This is a genomic window from Rhodococcus sp. KRD175 (genome assembly GCF_017168275.1).
GTDB lineage: Bacteria > Actinomycetota > Actinomycetes > Mycobacteriales > Mycobacteriaceae > Rhodococcoides > Rhodococcoides fascians.
Genome location: NZ_JABFAQ010000005.1, coordinates 656,813 through 673,828, shown reverse-complemented (window position 1 = coordinate 673,828; position 17,016 = coordinate 656,813). Strand labels below are relative to the sequence as shown.

The 17,016-nt window shown below is 64.8% G+C and carries 15 protein-coding genes and 1 pseudogene; 13 read left to right on the top strand and 3 right to left on the bottom strand.

Annotated features, from left to right (window positions below):
- Positions 1-125: 125 nt before the first annotated feature.
- A complete protein-coding gene (locus J1M81_RS11385) occupies positions 126-1,091 on the bottom strand; it encodes a glucosyl-3-phosphoglycerate synthase (RefSeq protein WP_206498042.1) in 966 nt (321 codons plus the stop codon).
- A gap of 36 nt (positions 1,092-1,127) precedes the next feature.
- Entirely contained in the window at positions 1,128-2,150 is a 1,023-nt protein-coding gene (locus J1M81_RS11380; protein ID WP_027498369.1) for an alpha/beta hydrolase family protein, read from the bottom strand.
- A gap of 260 nt (positions 2,151-2,410) precedes the next feature.
- Here J1M81_RS11380 and J1M81_RS11375 point away from each other — a divergent pair, with 260 nt between their 5' ends.
- The 11 genes from J1M81_RS11375 to J1M81_RS11325 all read left to right on the top strand — a co-directional run bounded on the left by J1M81_RS11375 (position 2,411) and on the right by J1M81_RS11325 (position 14,860).
- Positions 2,411-3,865: a condensation domain-containing protein gene (locus tag J1M81_RS11375; RefSeq protein WP_206498041.1), complete on the top strand. Its 1,455-nt coding sequence runs from the start codon at positions 2,411-2,413 to the stop codon at positions 3,863-3,865.
- Complete coding sequence (locus J1M81_RS11370; protein WP_206498040.1) at positions 3,862-5,304, top strand: MFS transporter; 1,443 nt, start codon at positions 3,862-3,864, stop codon at positions 5,302-5,304. Before J1M81_RS11375 ends, J1M81_RS11370 begins: the two co-directional genes overlap by 4 nt.
- A gap of 91 nt (positions 5,305-5,395) precedes the next feature.
- A complete protein-coding gene (locus tag J1M81_RS11365; RefSeq protein WP_206498039.1) occupies positions 5,396-6,604 on the top strand; it encodes a lipase family protein in 1,209 nt (402 codons plus the stop codon).
- On the top strand, positions 6,601-8,352 hold the full coding sequence (locus J1M81_RS11360; RefSeq protein ID WP_206498038.1) for a CocE/NonD family hydrolase: 1,752 nt from the start codon (positions 6,601-6,603) through the stop codon (positions 8,350-8,352). The genes J1M81_RS11365 and J1M81_RS11360 overlap by 4 nt, the downstream gene beginning before the upstream one ends.
- Before the next feature lie 34 nt (positions 8,353-8,386).
- Positions 8,387-9,586, top strand: a complete 1,200-nt coding sequence (locus tag J1M81_RS11355) for a lipase family protein (RefSeq protein WP_374223898.1) — start codon at positions 8,387-8,389, stop codon at positions 9,584-9,586.
- A 158-nt stretch (positions 9,587-9,744) separates the two neighbouring features.
- The gene (locus J1M81_RS11350; protein ID WP_206498037.1) at positions 9,745-10,287 is read left to right on the top strand and encodes a DUF3558 domain-containing protein; all 543 of its coding nucleotides are present in this window, start codon (positions 9,745-9,747) and stop codon (positions 10,285-10,287) included.
- 48 nt (positions 10,288-10,335) lie between these two features.
- A complete protein-coding gene (locus J1M81_RS11345; RefSeq protein WP_241257961.1) occupies positions 10,336-10,704 on the top strand; it encodes a hypothetical protein in 369 nt (122 codons plus the stop codon).
- 228 nt (positions 10,705-10,932) lie between these two features.
- Positions 10,933-12,096 (top strand): low temperature requirement protein A, encoded by a 1,164-nt coding sequence (locus tag J1M81_RS11340; RefSeq protein WP_051365418.1) that lies wholly within the window; start codon positions 10,933-10,935, stop codon positions 12,094-12,096.
- Between the two features lie 12 nt (positions 12,097-12,108).
- A complete protein-coding gene (locus J1M81_RS11335) occupies positions 12,109-12,864 on the top strand; it encodes a phosphoglyceromutase (RefSeq protein ID WP_032365206.1) in 756 nt (251 codons plus the stop codon).
- Between the two features lie 137 nt (positions 12,865-13,001).
- Complete coding sequence (locus tag J1M81_RS11330) at positions 13,002-14,174, top strand: cell wall metabolism sensor histidine kinase WalK (protein ID WP_045840643.1); 1,173 nt, start codon at positions 13,002-13,004, stop codon at positions 14,172-14,174.
- Positions 14,171-14,860 carry a response regulator transcription factor gene (locus J1M81_RS11325; protein ID WP_027498361.1) on the top strand — a complete coding sequence of 230 codons (690 nt, stop codon included), beginning with the start codon at positions 14,171-14,173 and terminating at the stop codon, positions 14,858-14,860. Before J1M81_RS11330 ends, J1M81_RS11325 begins: the two co-directional genes overlap by 4 nt.
- 69 nt (positions 14,861-14,929) lie before the next feature.
- Here the strand turns inward: J1M81_RS11325 and J1M81_RS11320 are convergent, their stop codons facing one another.
- Entirely contained in the window at positions 14,930-15,727 is a 798-nt protein-coding gene (locus J1M81_RS11320) for a hypothetical protein (protein ID WP_206498035.1), read from the bottom strand.
- A gap of 33 nt (positions 15,728-15,760) precedes the next feature.
- On the opposite strand from J1M81_RS11320, the gene J1M81_RS11315 reads away from it, so the two are divergent.
- The gene (locus J1M81_RS11315) at positions 15,761-16,714 is read left to right on the top strand and encodes a Ppx/GppA phosphatase family protein (RefSeq protein WP_032365208.1); all 954 of its coding nucleotides are present in this window, start codon (positions 15,761-15,763) and stop codon (positions 16,712-16,714) included.
- Positions 16,711-17,016, top strand: a pseudogene (locus J1M81_RS26315) (hypothetical protein); the annotation flags it as partial. The gene J1M81_RS11315 and the pseudogene J1M81_RS26315, both read left to right, overlap by 4 nt.

Below are 17,016 nucleotides of genomic sequence, written 5' to 3'. Positions count from 1 at the left end.
GTGTTGTGGCGCAGGGGTTTCGATAGTGCACACCCCTTTTTCCGACCGCGCGACCCTCCTCGGGCGCAAACATGGGCGCTCAGTCGGTAGCAGGGGCGTGAGGTTGTCGTGAAACCGCGCTCGAATCAGCCGGGTGCACTCATCGCCGGGCATCGGGTGAGGCGGTTGTATTCGTCCAGGGTGGTCAGTGGGGGACGGTCGACGAGAGACAACGGTGCCACGCTCATCGAGAGCTGAGTTCCGGTGGTGGAGAACGTGGTGAACCCGGCTCCGGAATCGCTCAGACCCAGGCGCGAGAACATCGTGGCGATGATCTGCCGACTCATGACAGCCAACTCCGACGTCGGCCGATTTCGATGCCGTCGGGTTCCCAGTCCGACCTGGCCGATCGCGCCGATACCCAACCGGTCGCACGTATCGAGCAGTACACCGATCTCGACTCCGTAGCCGGGGGCGAACGGAAGTGCTTCCAGGAGGCGACGAGTCGCGGCGTATTCCCCGCCCAAGGGTTGGAAGACGCCGGCGAGTTCGGGCCGAAGCGCCGTCAGCAGAGGACGTACCGTCAGCTGCGTGACGCGGCCGCCGCCGTCCTCATCGGTGGTGTCACCGATCGTCAGCGGCCGACGGTAGAAGCCTTTGACCAACTCGACGTCGTCGGACATGACCAGTGGACCGACGAGGGAGGGAACGAAGTGCGAACCGGGATCGACCAGATCGGAGTCGACGAACACCACGAGGTCGCCCGAGGTGGCGGCCACTCCGCGCCACAGCGCTTCACCCTTGCCGCGAACCACGGGTGTGCCGGGTAGGGCGTCCTCCCTGGAGACGACGGTGGCACCGGCGCAGCGGGCCCGCGCCGCGGTGCGGTCGGTCGATCCCGAATCCAGCACCACCAGCTCGTCGATCAGGCTGCCCAGATGGGGAGTCATCGAGGCGATGACGCCGGCGACGGTCTCTTCCTCGTCGAGAGCGGGCAGCACGACCGAGACGGTCCGGCCACGTTGGGCCCGGATGATGTCTGCCAGTGGCCACGGTGAGCGGGCCCAGGTGGCAGCCAGAGCCGGAGTGCCCGCAACGTCGGTTCGGTTCATCGCTTTTCCTTCGTCATCGCTCGAGGAGTGCACGGCTCAGGACGGGCCGGTCGGCAGCCCCAACGACGGTGCGATCACCGACCACGAATCGTGCAGATCCTGTTGCCAGTAGGCCCAGGAATGGGTCCCGTTGGGTCGGAAGTTGTAGGTGGCCTCGATGTTCAACTCCTGCAACCGTTTCTGCATCTGTTGCGAGCACACATCGGTCGTCGCTTCGATCACTGCGCCGACGGCGAGTTGTTGGGCGAGCTTGCCGTAATCGCTGCCGATACCGGGGCCGCCCGGCACGTCGAACGCACCGGGCGCTCCCGTTCCGGACGAGATGTAGACGGCCATGCCGCGCAGCCCCTCGGCATTGACGTAGGGGTCGTTGGCAATCCAGTCGGCGCTGCCCTGTGGTCCCCACATGTTGGCGGTCGACCCACCGCCGCGGGCCTCGACGACGGACCTGACGTACATGGCACCCACCGGGTCGCTGGTGCGTGCGCATCCACTGAACGCGGCGACGGATCGATACACCGAGGGATGGGCGATGGCCAACTGCAGAACGGACGTGCCTGCCATCGATATACCGGCGACCGCATTGGCCCCGTTGCCGTCGAGCAGAGCATCCATCACCGGAGGAAGTTCGCGACCGAGAAAGGTGGACCACATGTTTCGGCCCAGTACCGGATCGTCGTGCAACCAGTCGGTGTAATAGCTCGCAGCGCCGCCCCGCGGAACCACCACGTTGACGTTCTTGTCTCCGAAGAAGCCGGCGATGTCGGTCTGATCGAACCAGCTGCTTCCCCCGTCACCGCCCGCCGCTCCGTTGAGTAGATAGAGCGTGGGTGAACCGGGCTGCGCCGACCGAAATACGTCGAGCTGGATATCGCGGTCCATGGCTGCCGAATGCACCCATACGATGTCTCGTCGGTCGGCAACTCCCTCGACGCCGACCACCGACGAGACGGTGTCGGCGGAAGCCGACCCCGCCGTAGTCGATAGGAGAACGACGACGGTAGCGAGCACACTCAGCGCCGACAAGGTCGCCTGACCGAGGCGAAATCGACTGGGCATCAACGGTTCCTGACATTGTGGGAGCCACGCACGACTAACCTCCGGCGAGCGCGATGTGCCTTTGGACGGTAATGCGAATCACTGGTGCCGACAACAATGTTGACGATCCTTCAGTTCTGACACAGATATCCCGCGAATCGTTGTCAATTTTCCAAAATGCTCGTCGACGGGGTTTCTCGGCCTCTGCCCGGGTGATGCACTGGCCCCTCCGACGCACCTCGCCGCGTCGAATCGCTCTGTCTCCTTCGAAAGGTTGTGTCGTGGTCGCATTCGGACTCATCGACGAGTGGAAGCCCGCTCCAGGACCGCTCACCACGTGGTCACCCACCGTCGCCTCACGAGCTGCTGCCGCGGCTGCGCCCGTTCACCCGGCACCGCCCTCGCACATCCAGCAGGCGTATCTCGAAGCCGCCTACCGCAACCGGGGATCGTCGTTCCGATTCTCCCGGCTGTGCCTGGTGACGTTCGAGATCGAAGGCGCACTGGACCGCACCGCGATGGGACGAGCATTCAACACGTTCGTCACCCGACACGATTCGTTCCGCAGCTGGTTCTCGACGACGGCCGAGGGTTCGACGCGCCACCTTGTCGACGTCGCCGACATCGCGCTCGAAGCGACCGATTTCGGAACGCCTGCGGACTCCGAGGCCATTCGGCGTCACGTGCAGGACAGCACGCCCGGTCCCGAGAGCTGGGACTGCTTCTCGTTCGGAACGATCGAACACGACGATCACTTCGTGGTGTACGCGGCGGTCGATCACCTCGACACCGACGGCATCTCGCAGGCCCTGACCTACTACGAACTGCGCCAACTATATCGCAACGCGGTGACGGGGGAGTCCGACGGCCTGTTCACCCCGGGCAGCTACCTCGAGTACTGCCAGCGTGAACGTCTCGAGAGCGACGCGACGACTCTCGAGAGCCCTGCGGTTCGGACGTGGATCGACTTGGTCACCGACAACGGGGGAGATCTGCCGACGTTCCCACTTCCGTTGGGACGCAACAGCGCCGACTACACGCGGACCTCGCACAGCTCGTTCCCGTTGTTCGACGGTGCCACCGCGCAGGCAGTCGACGAGGCGTGTGCAGCCGTGGGAGTCAAGTTCATCGGCGGAATCTTCGCCGCCGCAGCGCTGGCGGAGTACGAGCTCGCCGGCCGGGGCAGCTACCTCGGTCTGACGCCCAAGAGCACGCGGGCGACCCCGGGCGAATTCGCGTCGATCGGGTGGTATTCGAGCCTGATTCCGGTGCAATTCGACCTCGGTGAGCAGCCGACGTTCCGTACCCTCGCAGTGCTCGCACAGGCAGCATTCGACTCCGGAAAGTTGCTGGCGAACACCTCGTACCACCGGGTGCTCGAGCTGGCCTTGCCGGACCACGGAATCACGACCCAGCCGGGATGGACCGCGCCGATGATCTCGTACGTCGACGTTCGCAAGTTGCCGGGCGAAGCCGAATTGGATGCGGCGGGAGCGGGTCTCTACGGCAACCGCGGCAGTTCCGAGGAAGTCTTCATGTGGATCAACCGCTTCGAGGACCACACCGGCGTCGAGTTCCTGTACCCGGGCACGGACGAGGCCGATCGTTCGATCGACCTGTACTTCTCCAAGATTTCCGAAATCTACGCTGCCGTGGTCGACAAGGGCGACTACATCCCACAGCCACCCGAGGCTCACGTGTTGGCCCACGAGCTTCCGGACGTCAGCAGGGTATGACGCTCCCTCGCCGCGGGTCGTGGCTGACGCTGGGTGCCTGCCTGCTGGCCGTCACGATGCAGATGATCGACGTCACCGCCGTCACCGTGGCGTTACCGACGATCGCGCGTGACCTCGACGCGTCGGGCACCCAGCAGGTCTGGATCCCGACGGCGTATCTGCTCGCCTTCGCCTGCGCGCTGCTCACGATGGCGCGCGCAGGTGAGGTGTTCGGGCGCAGAACGGTATTCGTCACCGGCACTGCGCTGTTCGCCGTGACATCGGTGCTCTGCGCCTACGCGCCCACGGTCGAACTGCTCGTCCTCGCTCGCGTGCTGCAGGGGCTCGGGGGAGCGGCGATGTCGGCGCAGACGGTGGCGATCGTGACAGCGGCCTACTCCGGCACGCGGCGCACCACCGCGTTCGCGCTGTACGGTGGCACCGCGGGGCTGGCTGGACTCGCCGGGCCGTCCATCGGCGCAGCGCTGCTGCACCTCGACATCCTCGGAGCCGGTTGGCGAGCACTGTTTCTGATCAACGTCCCGATCGCGGCGGCGGCGATCGTTCTCGGCCGTAGGTTCGTGGCACCGGGTACCGAGCAGGTCCCGGCCGGACACGGCGGGCGGTTCGACCCGGTCGGTGCCGTCCTGTGGTCGATCGCGGCCCTGCTGATCGTCTGTCCCGTCATGATCAGCTCGAGTGTCGCCGCAGCGTTGCCCGCGGTTGCGCTCGGTCTGACGACACTGGCCGGGTTCGCGATGTGGGAGCGTCGCCGACGTGCTGCAGGAGCACACGTCATGGTGAACATCGGCGTCTTCGGTGAGCGAGGATTCTCCGTGGGATGCGCCGTATCGGCTCTCGTGTACGGGACCTTCACCGGGTTCGTTCTGACGATGTCGGTGACACTGCAATCCGGACTGGGTGAGAGCGCGTCGACGGTGGGAGTGATCACTGTTCCCTTCGCGCTCGGGGCGGTGCTCGCTTCGGTGGCCGCGCCGATCTCGTTCCACCACTGGGATTCTCGCGTCGTTGCGGCCGGCGCGGCTGCCATGGGAATGGCTCTGCTCGTTCTCGGCGTCACCACCGGAAATCTGGGCCGTGCCGGCTTTCCCTGGTGGGCGGTCGTGCCGCTCGGGGTACTGGGAGCGGGTCTCGGGTCGGTGATCGCGCCGTTGCAGAGCACCATCGTCGCGGGGGTAGCCCCGCACGCTATCGGCTCGGCCTCGGGAATTCTGCCGACCGTCCAACAAGTGGGATCGGCTGTGGGAACCGCGGTGACCGGGGCCCTGTACTTCGGTCTGCTTCCTGCGGAGCCGGTTGCCGCGGACTATCTGGCGTCTCAGCGGACGGTGTTGTTCGGGCTGGCCGCGACCATGGTGGTGGCCACCGCAGTCGCGGCCGCGCTGCCCCGCGGCGTCGTCGAACGCAGCTCGTCGATGGTCTCCCAGGGTGTGCCGTGAATATTTCTAAGTGATTGTCCCGCAACAGCATCCGTCAATATCTCACCCGGACCAGGAGTTCGGGCCGATCGAAATCGAGAAGAGTTACACCATGCTTCGCACCCTCGTGACCTCGACACTCGTCGTCGGGCTGATGTCGCTGTTGTTCGTAGCTGCTCCCCATGCGTCGGCCGCGCCCGGTGATCCGGCCCCGGTACCCGGCACGTTGTATGCGGCGGCTGCGGACCTGAACGGGAAGAACAACGGCGATGTCGTTGCCAGTCGGCGGTTTTCGAGCCCCCTGTATCCCGGTGCCGACATCTGGCAGCTCCAGTACCGGTCGTCCGATTCCCGAGGCGACGCCATCGCCGCAGTGACAACCGTTCTGGCACCGACGAACCGCGCACCCGGTGGGCCTCTACTGTCGTATCAGCCGTTCGTCAATGCGCTCGGATTGCAGTGCGCACCGTCGGAGTCCCTGTTCGGTGCCGACCCGACGACCGGTGTGCAGGAACGTGAATTTCTCAACCTCGCGCTGATGCGTGGATGGACCGTGGCGGTACCGGACCACCTCGGGCCCAAAAGTGCTTACGGCGCAGCCAAGTTGGGCGGACAGATCACGCTCGACGGCGTCCGCGCCGCACAGCGCGTGCCGGAACTGGGTTTGGCAGCGAGCCCGGTAGGTATGGCCGGTTACTCCGGCGGCGGTATGGCGACGGCGTGGGCCGCGGCGCTCGCTCCCAGCTATGCACCCGAGCTGAACATCGTGGGTGCCGCAGCCGGAGGTGTGCCTGCGGATCTGGACAACATCGCTCGCGCGTTGGGTTTTCAGCCCCATCAGGCATTCGGTCTCGCGTTCGCGGCCGCCCTCGGACTCGAACGCGAATACCCGGATCGCCTGCCGATCACCGCGCAGCTCAATCCCACCGGTCTGGCGTTGAAGGATCAGGTGTCGAATGCGTGCACGCCGGTGATTCTTGCGACCGGAGCCTTCAAGAGTGCGCTGGCGGTCTCGACCACTACGTCGTTGGTGGACAGCCCCGAGGCGCAGCAGATCATCGACGAGAACAGTCTGGTCAAGTACGCCGGTGTGCCGACGGCACCCACGCTTCTGTGGGGAAGCGACAACGATCCGCTCATTCCGATCGGTGCGTTGCGTGACACTGCTGCTCGGTACTGCGCGAGTGGTGCCACCTTGCAGTTTGACGTCGTCCACGCACCGCAGCACATCCAGGCGGCGTTCGAGGGTCTTCCCGCGGCACTGACATTCCTGGACAACAGGTTCCGGGGTGTCGCACCGCCTACGAACTGCCTCCGATGAGAAGACTGGCAACCGTCGTCGCTGCTGTGACGACGGCTCTGGTCGCGGCTTCCGCGCCCGGATATGCAGCAGAGCTTCCGGTCCTGGCACCGCAGACGCTCGGCGACTTCTCGGTGCAGACTCGATACTTCGACGTCGCAGTGGGGTCCGAACGCGACCAGCACTGCACCGTCGTCGGAGATGTGTACGTTCCTGTCGGGCTCGGACCGGACCACCGAGCTCCAGCCATTCTGACCAGCAACGGTTTCGGCGGATCCAAGGACGACCAGGCCGGTGCCGCTGCCAGATTCGCCACTCACGGCTACGTGGTACTGACGTACTCGGCCCTGGGTTTCGGCGGCTCGACATGCAAGATCTATTTCGCCGACCCCGATTACGACGGCATGGCCGCGTCGGCCCTCATCGGCTATCTCGCCGGTGAGAGCAGCGGGGTGTTCACCGATCCCGCACGGACGGTGGCCGCCCCGGCGCTGGATGTGGTTCGCCTCGACGCACCGGGTGACCCGCGCGTCGGCTACCTCGGCGGTTCCTATGCCGGCGCAACGGGATTGGCGACGGCGTCGGTCGATCGACGATTGGACACCGTCGCGTCGATGATCACCTGGAACGATCTGGCGCGGTCGTTGGCACCGGACGGGGCCGGCCGCAGATCCGTCGGGCCGGTCAAGAGCGTGTTCGGTTCGGCATTTCTGGCCGCCGGTGCCGTTCTGACCGGACCGGGCGGATACGCCGTGGATCCGGCACGGGCACAGGGGTGCCCGAACTACGCCCAGTGGGTGTGCGACGCCGCGTCCGCCTTCACGGCCAATCGCGAACCCGACCCGGGAACTCTGGCGGCGATGCGTCATGTCTCACCGGTGGACTATCTCGATCGAGTCGATGTGCCGGTGTTGCTCACGCAGGGGCAGAAAGATTCGCTGTTCAGTCTCGACGAGGCCGCAGCTACATTCGAGGCCCTGCGGGCGCGGGGAGTGGAAACGTCCATGGTCTGGCACTCGTGGGGACACAACGATCGCAAGGGTTATCCGGGTGAGTTCGACATCAAGGCCCCCGACCCGTTCACTCAGCACGAAGCGGCACTGGTGGGCAATTGGCTCGACCGACACCTCAAGGATCGTGACGTCGACCCAGGACCGGCTTTCACCTACTTCCGGGACTGGGTGCCCTACACCGGCGTCGCGTCGCCGGCCTACGTCGAATCCGAGACATTTCCCGTCGGTGCTCGCCGCACGTTCCGTTTGTCGAATGAATCACTGGCGGAGGGGGATTCGTCGAACGAAGTGTGGACGCAGACGATTCGGGGTGCAGGTGCGTCGATGCCCACCACGTTCGGACTGCCGAATCTCGCGGCCGAGTTGCCCGTGCCGCGGGTCTCGCTACCCGGCTCTGCCGCGAACTGGACGACGCCGCCACTGACCGAACCCATCGACGTCGTCGGCGCACCGGAACTGTCGATCGGTCCCACGGTGTCCGGTCCCGCGACCGTCTTCGTCACCGTGCTCGACGTAGCACCCGACGGTGCGCGGAGCCCGATTCACGGACTCCTTGCACCCGCCGTACTCACCGGATCCGTTGAACCGGTGACCATCTCGCTGCCCAGCATCGTCCATCGATTCGACCGCGGTCATCGCGTCGCCGTCGAGATCACCGCGACGGATCCGTCCTTCGCAGGTGGGCCGGGCCCAGCGGACGTCACCGTGTCCTCGACGGATCCGATCAACCAGTTCTCTCTTCCCGTAGTCCCGTGATCTTCGACTTTGCTCACCCGAAAGGCTCGCTGTGATCCGAAAATTCTTTACCCTGGGGTCCATCCTGGTGGCGCTCTGCGCGTCCCTGTTCGCAGTGGGCACAACAGCTTCGGCGGCTCCCGCGCCGACGGCCCCGGATCCGGACGTCTTCTACGCGGCACCGGCCGACATCGCCGATCACGCGCCAGGTGACATCCTGGCCAGCCGACGGGCCGACGCCTGGATGTACCCCAACACCGACATCTGGCAACTCAAGTATCGGTCCACCAACTCCGCAGGTGCACCCGTCGCCGCGGTGACCACGGTGCTGATGCCCCGAGGCAAAGGCGCGGGAACCCCACTGGTGTCTTATCAGGCCGTCATCAATGCTCTGGGCGTCAAATGTGCACCGTCGCATGGTCTTTTCACATACGAGATCGGTGAAGCGCCGAGCCTGTACGTCGGTATGGTCGCCCGCGGGTGGGCGGTTGCGGTGCCGGATTACCTCGGCCCGACCGGAGCCTACGGAGCCGCGGAGTACGAAGGTCGTTTGACGCTCGACGGTGTGCGGGCCGTGCAGAACTTCGAGCAGTTGCCGCTGAAGGACAGTCCCGTTGCTTTGCTGGGTTACTCGGGAGGCGCACTGGCGACCTCGTGGGCCGGTGCCATGGCACCCACTTACGCGCCGGAGCTGAACATCGTGGCCAGCGTGCACGGTGGAACCCCGGCCGACCTGGGATTGATCGCACAGAACCTGGGCTACAGCGCGATTCCGCACCCCGCCTTCGGAATGGCACTCGCGGCATCACTCGGACTCGAACGTGAATACCCGACCGAATTCCCCGTCTCGGAGAACCTGAATGCAGCGGGCCTGGCCCTGCGAGATCGCGTGAGCAACGAATGCAGGCGCCCCATCATCATCGGCGGAGCGTTCAAGAGCGCGAGAGATCTGTCGAACGTCGACATCGCGTCCCTGCCCTCTGCGCAGGCGGTACTGAAGAAGAACAGTCTCGTCGACTACGACGGCGTCCCCACGGCCCCGGTGTACATCTGGCACGGCATCAACGACTTCATCACCCCGTTCGCGCCGGTGAAGGAGACGGTCGACCGCTACTGCGCAGCCGGGGCGACCGTGCAGTTCCGGGCGTATCCACTCGCCGAGCACTTCAGCGGATCGATCGTCGGACTGCCCGAGGCCTACGCCTACGTGGACGCACGATTCCGGGGAGAGCCAGCACCGTCGAACTGCGGCTGATGCCCGCTTGGTGGTGACCTCACACCGCATTTGTCGACTGCGCGACCTTGCTCTCGAGTGAGCGGGGGCGCGCAGTCGGTAGTAAGGGTGTGAGGTTGCCGGGGAACCGAGTCGGGGCTCGCCGCGTCCAACCAGTTGTGAGAGCAACGGGGCGCTGGGTGACGGGTGTGGTCGGACTGATGATGCTGGTCGCCGGATGTGGTGAGTCGACGCCGAGTGCACCGAATGCTGCGTTGCCGACGTCGACCAGCGTTGCGCCGATCGCCACCGAGCCCTGGGACCCATGCACCATCCCGGACAACGCCGTCGAGGCCGCGGGATTGGATGTGGAAAGCAAAAGCTCGAACTTGTTCGGAGACGCCCCGCTGTCCAACGACTGGAAGACGTGTATCTGGACAGACCCTGACCCTGGATCGTGGTACTTCCTGGGCGCGTTCTCGGGCTTCCACCCGCTGGAAGATCTGGAGGCGAACGACCGCTTCAATCAATTCTCGAAAGTCGACGGTCTCGGCGGATACCAATTCCTCCGCGCCGATCGCCCCGCCGGACGAAGTTGCGGCATGGCGTTCGAGGTGGAGAAGGGTCTGGTGTATTTCGTCCTCGACACAATGGGTTCCGAAGACCCGCAGGGTGACCCGTGCGTGGAGATCATGCGGATCGCAGGCTCTCTGCGTTCGTCGCTGCCTCCGGCAACAAATTGACCGATGGGGGATCTGGTGGGGACTAACGTCAAAAGTCTTGCAGTGTCGATGCAGCAGTGGCGCAACCTGTCCGAGCAGGCGGCCGCGGGGGCGCTCGAGATTCCGGAGGGCGTGGCGTTCCAGTGCGACCAGGCGTGCGCCGAATATCTCAGACACCTGAATGGCATGTTGCAGAAGACGGAGTTTCTCGTCGATCTCGACGCATTCGGAACGCTTCCTTCAGCTCGACAGCTGGGTCGCAAGTTCAAGCGACTGGCCGATGGTGAGGAACGGTCGGCGGCTGTTGCGATCAGGCAACACATCGAGGTCATCGAATTGATGCGCTCGGTGTTTCGTCGCTATTTCGTCGACACCGAAGAGATCGATCGGAGCGTGGGCGCTCGGGTCGGCGAGATCGGGGCGGCGCTGGGGGAGTAGTCCCGCAACCTCACACCCTTTCTCCGGACCTCTCACCCCCGCTATGCGCGCAACCCCGGCGCGCGGTCGCCCAAAAGGGTGGGAGGTTCCGTACATTGCCAACGCCATACCGTCGACCCTGCCCGAAATGTCCGTAAAGGCAACTACGGCAACGCAATCACGACAACATTCGCGAATCGGATGCCTTACTCTGCCTTCGTGAATCTTTCCACGGCCCGGCTGGTACAGATGCGTCCGCGCGATCCGAACGAACCGCATCGCGCGGCGAGTCCACTCGAATTGTTCTTCGACCTCGTGTTCGTCGTGGCCGTCAGTATCGCGGCGGTGCAACTCCATCACGCGCTCACCGAGAACCATGTCGCCGACGGCCTGCTCAGTTACGCGCTCGTGTTCTTCGCGATCTGGTGGGCGTGGATGAACTTCACGTGGTTCGCCACCTCCTTCGATACCGACGACTGGCTCTATCGAACGCTGACCGTCGTACAGATGGCCGGCGTGCTGGTGCTCGCCGCCGGAGTCGAATCGGCGTTCGTGGACAAGGATTTTGCGGTCGTAGTGCTCGGCTACGTCGTGATGCGCGTGGCGATGGTGACGCAATGGGTTCGAGCGTCTCGGACCGGTGACTACAAGAAGACCGCACTGACATACGCGACAGGCATTGCGGGCGTTCAAGTTCTGTGGATTCTCTGGCTGGTGCTGTTCGACGGCACAGCCGCCGTCGTCTTGTTCTTCGTGTTGGCAGCCGCGGAAATGGCGGTTCCGTTGATCGCCGAACGCAGCGGGTCGACGCCATGGCACCCGCATCACATCACCGAACGCTACGGGCTGTTCACGCTGATACTGCTCGGCGAGAGTCTGCTCGCATCGGCCAACGCCATCATCGAAGCGCTGCACGACGAGACGGCGCTGGCACCCTTGATCTCGATTTCCGTCCTCACCCTCGTCGTCACCGCGAGTCTGTGGTGGATCTACTTCTGGCCGCCGCATCACCGGGCCATCGGAAAGTTCGGCAACTCGCTGATCTACGGCTACACGCACTACTTCATCTTCGCCGCGGCGGGCGCGTTCTCGGCCGGCATCGAGGTCGAGATCGATGTGCTCACCGAACACAGCAAGCTCGGGGACGTCGCCGCGTCGTTCACCGTCACGGTGCCGATTGCGATATTCGTCCTCGGCGTCTGGCTGATCGCCATCCGCGCCCACGCGGATCGCGTCGTTAACATCGCGGTTCCGGTCGGTGCCGTGCTCGTCTTGTTCGACCCGATCATTCCCATCCCGATCACCCTCACCGCGGTCGTCATGATCGTCGTCGTCGGCGTGCTCGTCGCACGCGGGCCACGACCCCCAGCGTTAGGTCGTTCCGCAGGCTCCACTCCCCAGCGTCCCGCATGAGAAACTGACCACATGAGTATCGGAACCCTGATTCTGCTTCGTCACGGCGAGAGCGAATGGAACGCGTCCAACCAGTTCACCGGCTGGGTCGACGTGCGACTGACCGAGAAGGGCGAGGCCGAGGGCAAGCGCGCCGGCCAGCTCCTCGCCGAGGCGGGCGTCCTGCCCGACCTGCTGTACACCTCGCTGCTGCGCCGCGCGATCAGCACCGCGAACCTCGCGCTCGACGCGGCCGAGCGGCATTGGATCCCCGTCGTGCGCGATTGGCGTCTGAACGAGCGGCACTACGGCGCACTGCAGGGCTTGAACAAGGCCGAGACCAAGGACAAGTACGGCAACGAGCAGTTCATGCTGTGGCGTCGTAGCTACGACACCCCGCCACCCGCCATCGAGGTCGGCAGCGAATTCAGCCAGGATGCCGATCCCCGTTACGCCGACCTGGACAGCGTTCCGCTGACCGAATGCCTCGCCGACGTCGTCGAACGGCTCATCCCGTACTTCGAGGAGACGATCGTCGCCGATCTGAAGGCCGGCAAGAACGTGCTCGTCGCCGCACACGGCAACTCGCTGCGTGCACTCGTGAAGTACCTCGACGAGATCTCCGACGCGGACATCGCCGAACTGAACATCCCCACCGGCATCCCACTGCAGTACGACCTCACCGAGGTCGACGGCAAGCTGAAGCCGACCAATCCGGGTGGCACCTACCTGGATCCGGAAGCAGCGGCTGCGGGTGCGGCTGCCGTGGCAAACCAGGGCGGTAAGTAACTCCGCCACGCACAAACCGGCAGTTTGTCGAAACTGCAGGTGAACGAACGAAGAACACTGCCGACGAGGGCTATGACGACCAGGGAAATGCCTGCACCCTGCGTATGTGAGCCGTCCATCGAACGTACGATTCCGGTGTGAGTGTTGCATCGGCCGTACTACTGGCAATTGCCGCGGCCTTCGTGGGATACCTCGTCGGCGGTGTTCTGATCCCGTACCTCAACACTCGACACTCGGAGCGCCGCCGCGCCACCTCCGGATTGACGATGTCGCAGGTACTGGACCTGATCGTGCTGGCGTCGGAGAGCGGTATTGCCGTCGTCGATCAATTTCACGACGTGGTGCTGTCGAATCCTCGGGCCGAGGAGCTCGGCCTGGTGCGTAACCGTTCCATCGACGAGCGGGCGTGGGCCGCGGCGACGAAAGTACTGTCCGACGGCAATCCCGTCGAAGTCGATCTCAGTGCCAAGGCCCCCCGGCCCGGCCGCGACAAGATCGCCGTCCGGTGCGTCGCGAGACTGCTCAGCAAAGAGGACCGACGGTTCGTCGTTCTCTTCGCCGACGACGATTCCGAGCAGGTACGGATGGAGGCCACGCGTCGCGACTTCGTGGCCAACGTCAGTCACGAACTGAAGACACCGGTCGGTGCGATGAGCCTGCTGGCCGAGGCGCTGCTCGAATCCGCGGACGACCCGGACTCCGTCCGGCACTTCGGCAGCAAGGTCGTCGCCGAATCCAAACGCCTGGGCAACATGGTGACCGAGCTGATCGCACTGTCGCGTCTGCAGGGGGCCGAGAAACTGCCCGACCTGGAAGTGGTCGACGTCGACACCGTCGTCAACGAGGCGATGGACCGGTCCAAACTCGCTGCCGAGAACGCGGGCATCTCCGTCACCACCGACCACCCGAGCGGGCTCGAAGTACTCGGCGACCAGGCGCTCCTGGTGACGGCCCTGGCCAACCTCATCCAGAACGCGATCGCGTACTCCTCCGACGGTTCACCCGTCTCGGTCAGTAGGGCACTGCGCGGCTCCAACGTCGCGTTCGCCGTCACCGACCGCGGAATCGGTATCGCCAAGGCGGACCAGGAACGCGTCTTCGAGAGATTCTTCCGCGTCGACAAAGCTCGGTCGCGGGCCACCGGCGGCACAGGCCTGGGCCTTGCCATCGCCAAACACGTCGCAGCCAACCACAACGGCAGCATCTCGCTGTGGAGCAAGCTGGGCACCGGATCCACCTTCACCCTCCAGATCCCCGCGTACTTCGAAGAAGAAGACGACGCCGCGGTTACAGAAAGAGAGAATCAGTGACCAACGTTCTGATCGTGGAAGACGAAGAGTCGTTGGCCGATCCACTGGCCTTCCTGCTCCGCAAAGAGGGGTTCGAGGCCACCGTCGTCGGCGACGGACCGTCGGCTCTGGCCGAATTCGATCGTGCCGGCGCGGACATCGTGCTGCTCGACCTGATGCTTCCCGGAATGAGCGGCACCGACGTGTGCAAGCAATTGCGCTCGCGCTCAGGCGTTCCGGTGATCATGGTGACCGCGCGCGACAGTGAGATCGACAAGGTCGTCGGGCTCGAACTCGGTGCCGACGACTACGTCACCAAGCCGTATTCGGCCCGTGAGCTGATCGCTCGTATCCGCGCCGTACTGCGCCGCGGCAGTGACGCCGAGGTCGATGGCGGCACCGACACCGGAGTGCTCGAAGCCGGTCCGGTGCGGATGGACGTCGAACGCCACGTGGTGATGGTCGGATCCGATCAGATCACGTTGCCGCTCAAGGAGTTCGACCTGCTCGAATACCTGCTGCGCAACTCCGGCCGGGTACTGACCAGGGGCCAGTTGATCGACCGGGTGTGGGGTGCCGACTACGTGGGCGACACGAAGACTCTCGACGTGCACGTCAAACGACTGCGGTCGAAAATCGAGACCGACCCGGCCAAGCCGGAACACCTCGTCACCGTGCGCGGTCTGGGCTACAAGCTCGAGGGGTAGAGCCTGCGGCATGTGAGTGAAAACTCGTAGTGGGCTACGAGTTTCCACTCACGTGCGGCGCCAGCCGCCCTACCGGCGCTGGGCCTCACGAGTGGCCGGATGTACGGCAATCAGACCGAGGCCACGGCGACGCTTGCACAGGGACGCCAACTCCTCGTACGCAGCCTTGCCGAGCAGCTCGGTCAATTCCGGCTTGTACGACTCGAACACCTGCTTGGCTCCGACGTGCGCGTCGGGTGAGCCGGAGCAGTACCAGTGCAGATCGAGTCCGCCTTCGCCCCAACCGCGTCGGTCGTACTCGCCGATGGTGGTCTTGAGAATCTCGGAGCCGTCGGGACGCGTCACCCAATCCTGGGTGCGCCTGATGGGCAACTGCCAACACACGTCGGGCTTGACTTCGAGCGGCTCGATGCCTTTGCGCAGCGCCATCGAATGCAATGCGCACCCGATGCCACCCTCGAACCCGGGTCGGTTCTGGAAGATGCACGCACCCTTGTACCGCCGCGTGCGCAGAGATTGCTCGTCGTCGAGATCGTCGTGTTCGACGTATCCCTTCTTGCCCAGACCCTTGTCCATCAGCTGCCAGTCCTGCGGCGTGAGCAACTTCACCGACTCGTCGAGCTTGCGTTTGTCGTCCTCGTCGGACAGGAACGCGCCGTGCGAACAGCATCCGTCGTCGGGGCGACCCTCGACGGTGCCCTGGCAGGCGGGGGTACCGAACACGCAGGTCCAGTTGGACAACAGCCACGTCAGATCGGCGGCAATGACATGTTCGGCATTGTCGGGGTCGGGAAACTCGACCCATTCTCGCGGGAAATCCAACTCGACCTCTGCAGCGAACGACTGCTGCTCACGACCTGCTGTCACAAACGACGACGGTAGACCCAGTACCGTGGGGTTGTGCGATTAGGGGTGCTCGACGTCGGTAGCAACACGGTGCATCTGCTCGTAGTGGACGCACACCGTGGCGCACACCCGACGCCGATGAGCTCGAGCAAGGCGACGTTGCGCCTGTCGGAGAACACCGACGCGTTCGGCAACATCACTCCTGCGGGTGCCGATCGGCTCGTCGACGAGGTGCGTGAGTTCGCCGCCATCGCCGCCCGGTCGGGTTGCAGTGAACTGATGGCGTTCGCCACCTCTGCGGTGCGCGACGCCTACAACTCCGACGACGTTCTCGCGCGGGTTCTCGCCGAGACCGGAGTGGCCCTGGAAACCCTGTCGGGCGTGGACGAGGCCAGATTGACGTTCCTGGCCGTGCGCCGCTGGTACGGCTGGAGCGCCGGGCGCATCCTCGGACTCGACATCGGCGGCGGATCGCTGGAACTGACCAGCGGCAGCGACGAGAATCCCGACGTGGCGTTCTCCCTGCAGCTCGGTGCCGGCCGCCTCACTCGGGACTGGCTCGACGAGGATCCTCCGGGAAAGCGTCGTATCGCCGTGCTTCGTGACTGGTTGGATGCCGAACTCGCGACACCGGCCAAGGAACTGTTGGCTGCGGGCGATGCAGACCGCGCGGTGGGAACGTCGAAGACATTTCGTTCGTTGGCTCGCTTGACCGGTGCTGCGCCTTCCGCAGCCGGTCCGCGAGTGACGAGAACGCTGACGGCGAGCGGTCTGAGGCAACTCATCGCGTTCATATCGCGGATGACGGCCGCCGACCGTGCAGAATTGGAAGGCATCAGTGCCGACAGGTCACCACAACTGGTGGCCGGGGCGCTGGTAGCGGAGGCGAGCATGCGGGCACTGTCGGTGGAATCACTCGAGATCTGTCCGTGGGCGCTGAGGGAAGGTTTGATTTTGAGGAAGCTGGACACCGAAGCCGACGGCGATCTGGTGGGGAGTTCGAGATGAGCGACGCCAACCCGGAAGACACCGGGCAGATCTCGGTCGCCGAGCTGTTGGCCAGAAACGGCCAGAAGACCAACCTGACGGCAGGAGGGCGACGCCGGCGAGGCGTCAAGGGCGGCATCTCCGTGGCCGAACTGACCGGGGAGATTCCCGTCGTTCGTGACGAACCCGGCGACCGCAGCGCACCCGTCGTCGACGAGCCGCAGGACGAAGCTCCCGATACCGCTGCGAACGAGCCCACGAGCAGTGCATCCGACGGCAACACGACCACGTCGTCCAAGCCGCAACCGGCCCGGCCCCAGAGC

Bases quoted from the DNA above. Each gene is read 5' to 3' on its own strand.
- J1M81_RS11385 (WP_206498042.1), bottom strand. From the start codon at position 1,091: ATGAACCGAACCGACGTTGCGGGCACTCCGGCTCTGGCTGCCACCTGG.
- J1M81_RS11365 (WP_206498039.1), top strand. From the start codon at position 5,396: ATGCTTCGCACCCTCGTGACCTCGACACTCGTCGTCGGGCTGATGTCG.
- J1M81_RS11360 (WP_206498038.1), top strand. From the start codon at position 6,601: ATGAGAAGACTGGCAACCGTCGTCGCTGCTGTGACGACGGCTCTGGTC.
- J1M81_RS11370 (WP_206498040.1), top strand. From the start codon at position 3,862: ATGACGCTCCCTCGCCGCGGGTCGTGGCTGACGCTGGGTGCCTGCCTG.
- J1M81_RS11380 (WP_027498369.1), bottom strand. From the start codon at position 2,150: ATGCCCAGTCGATTTCGCCTCGGTCAGGCGACCTTGTCGGCGCTGAGT.
- J1M81_RS11340 (WP_051365418.1), top strand. From the start codon at position 10,933: ATGCGTCCGCGCGATCCGAACGAACCGCATCGCGCGGCGAGTCCACTC.
- J1M81_RS11335 (WP_032365206.1), top strand. From the start codon at position 12,109: ATGAGTATCGGAACCCTGATTCTGCTTCGTCACGGCGAGAGCGAATGG.
- J1M81_RS11345 (WP_241257961.1), top strand. From the start codon at position 10,336: ATGCAGCAGTGGCGCAACCTGTCCGAGCAGGCGGCCGCGGGGGCGCTC.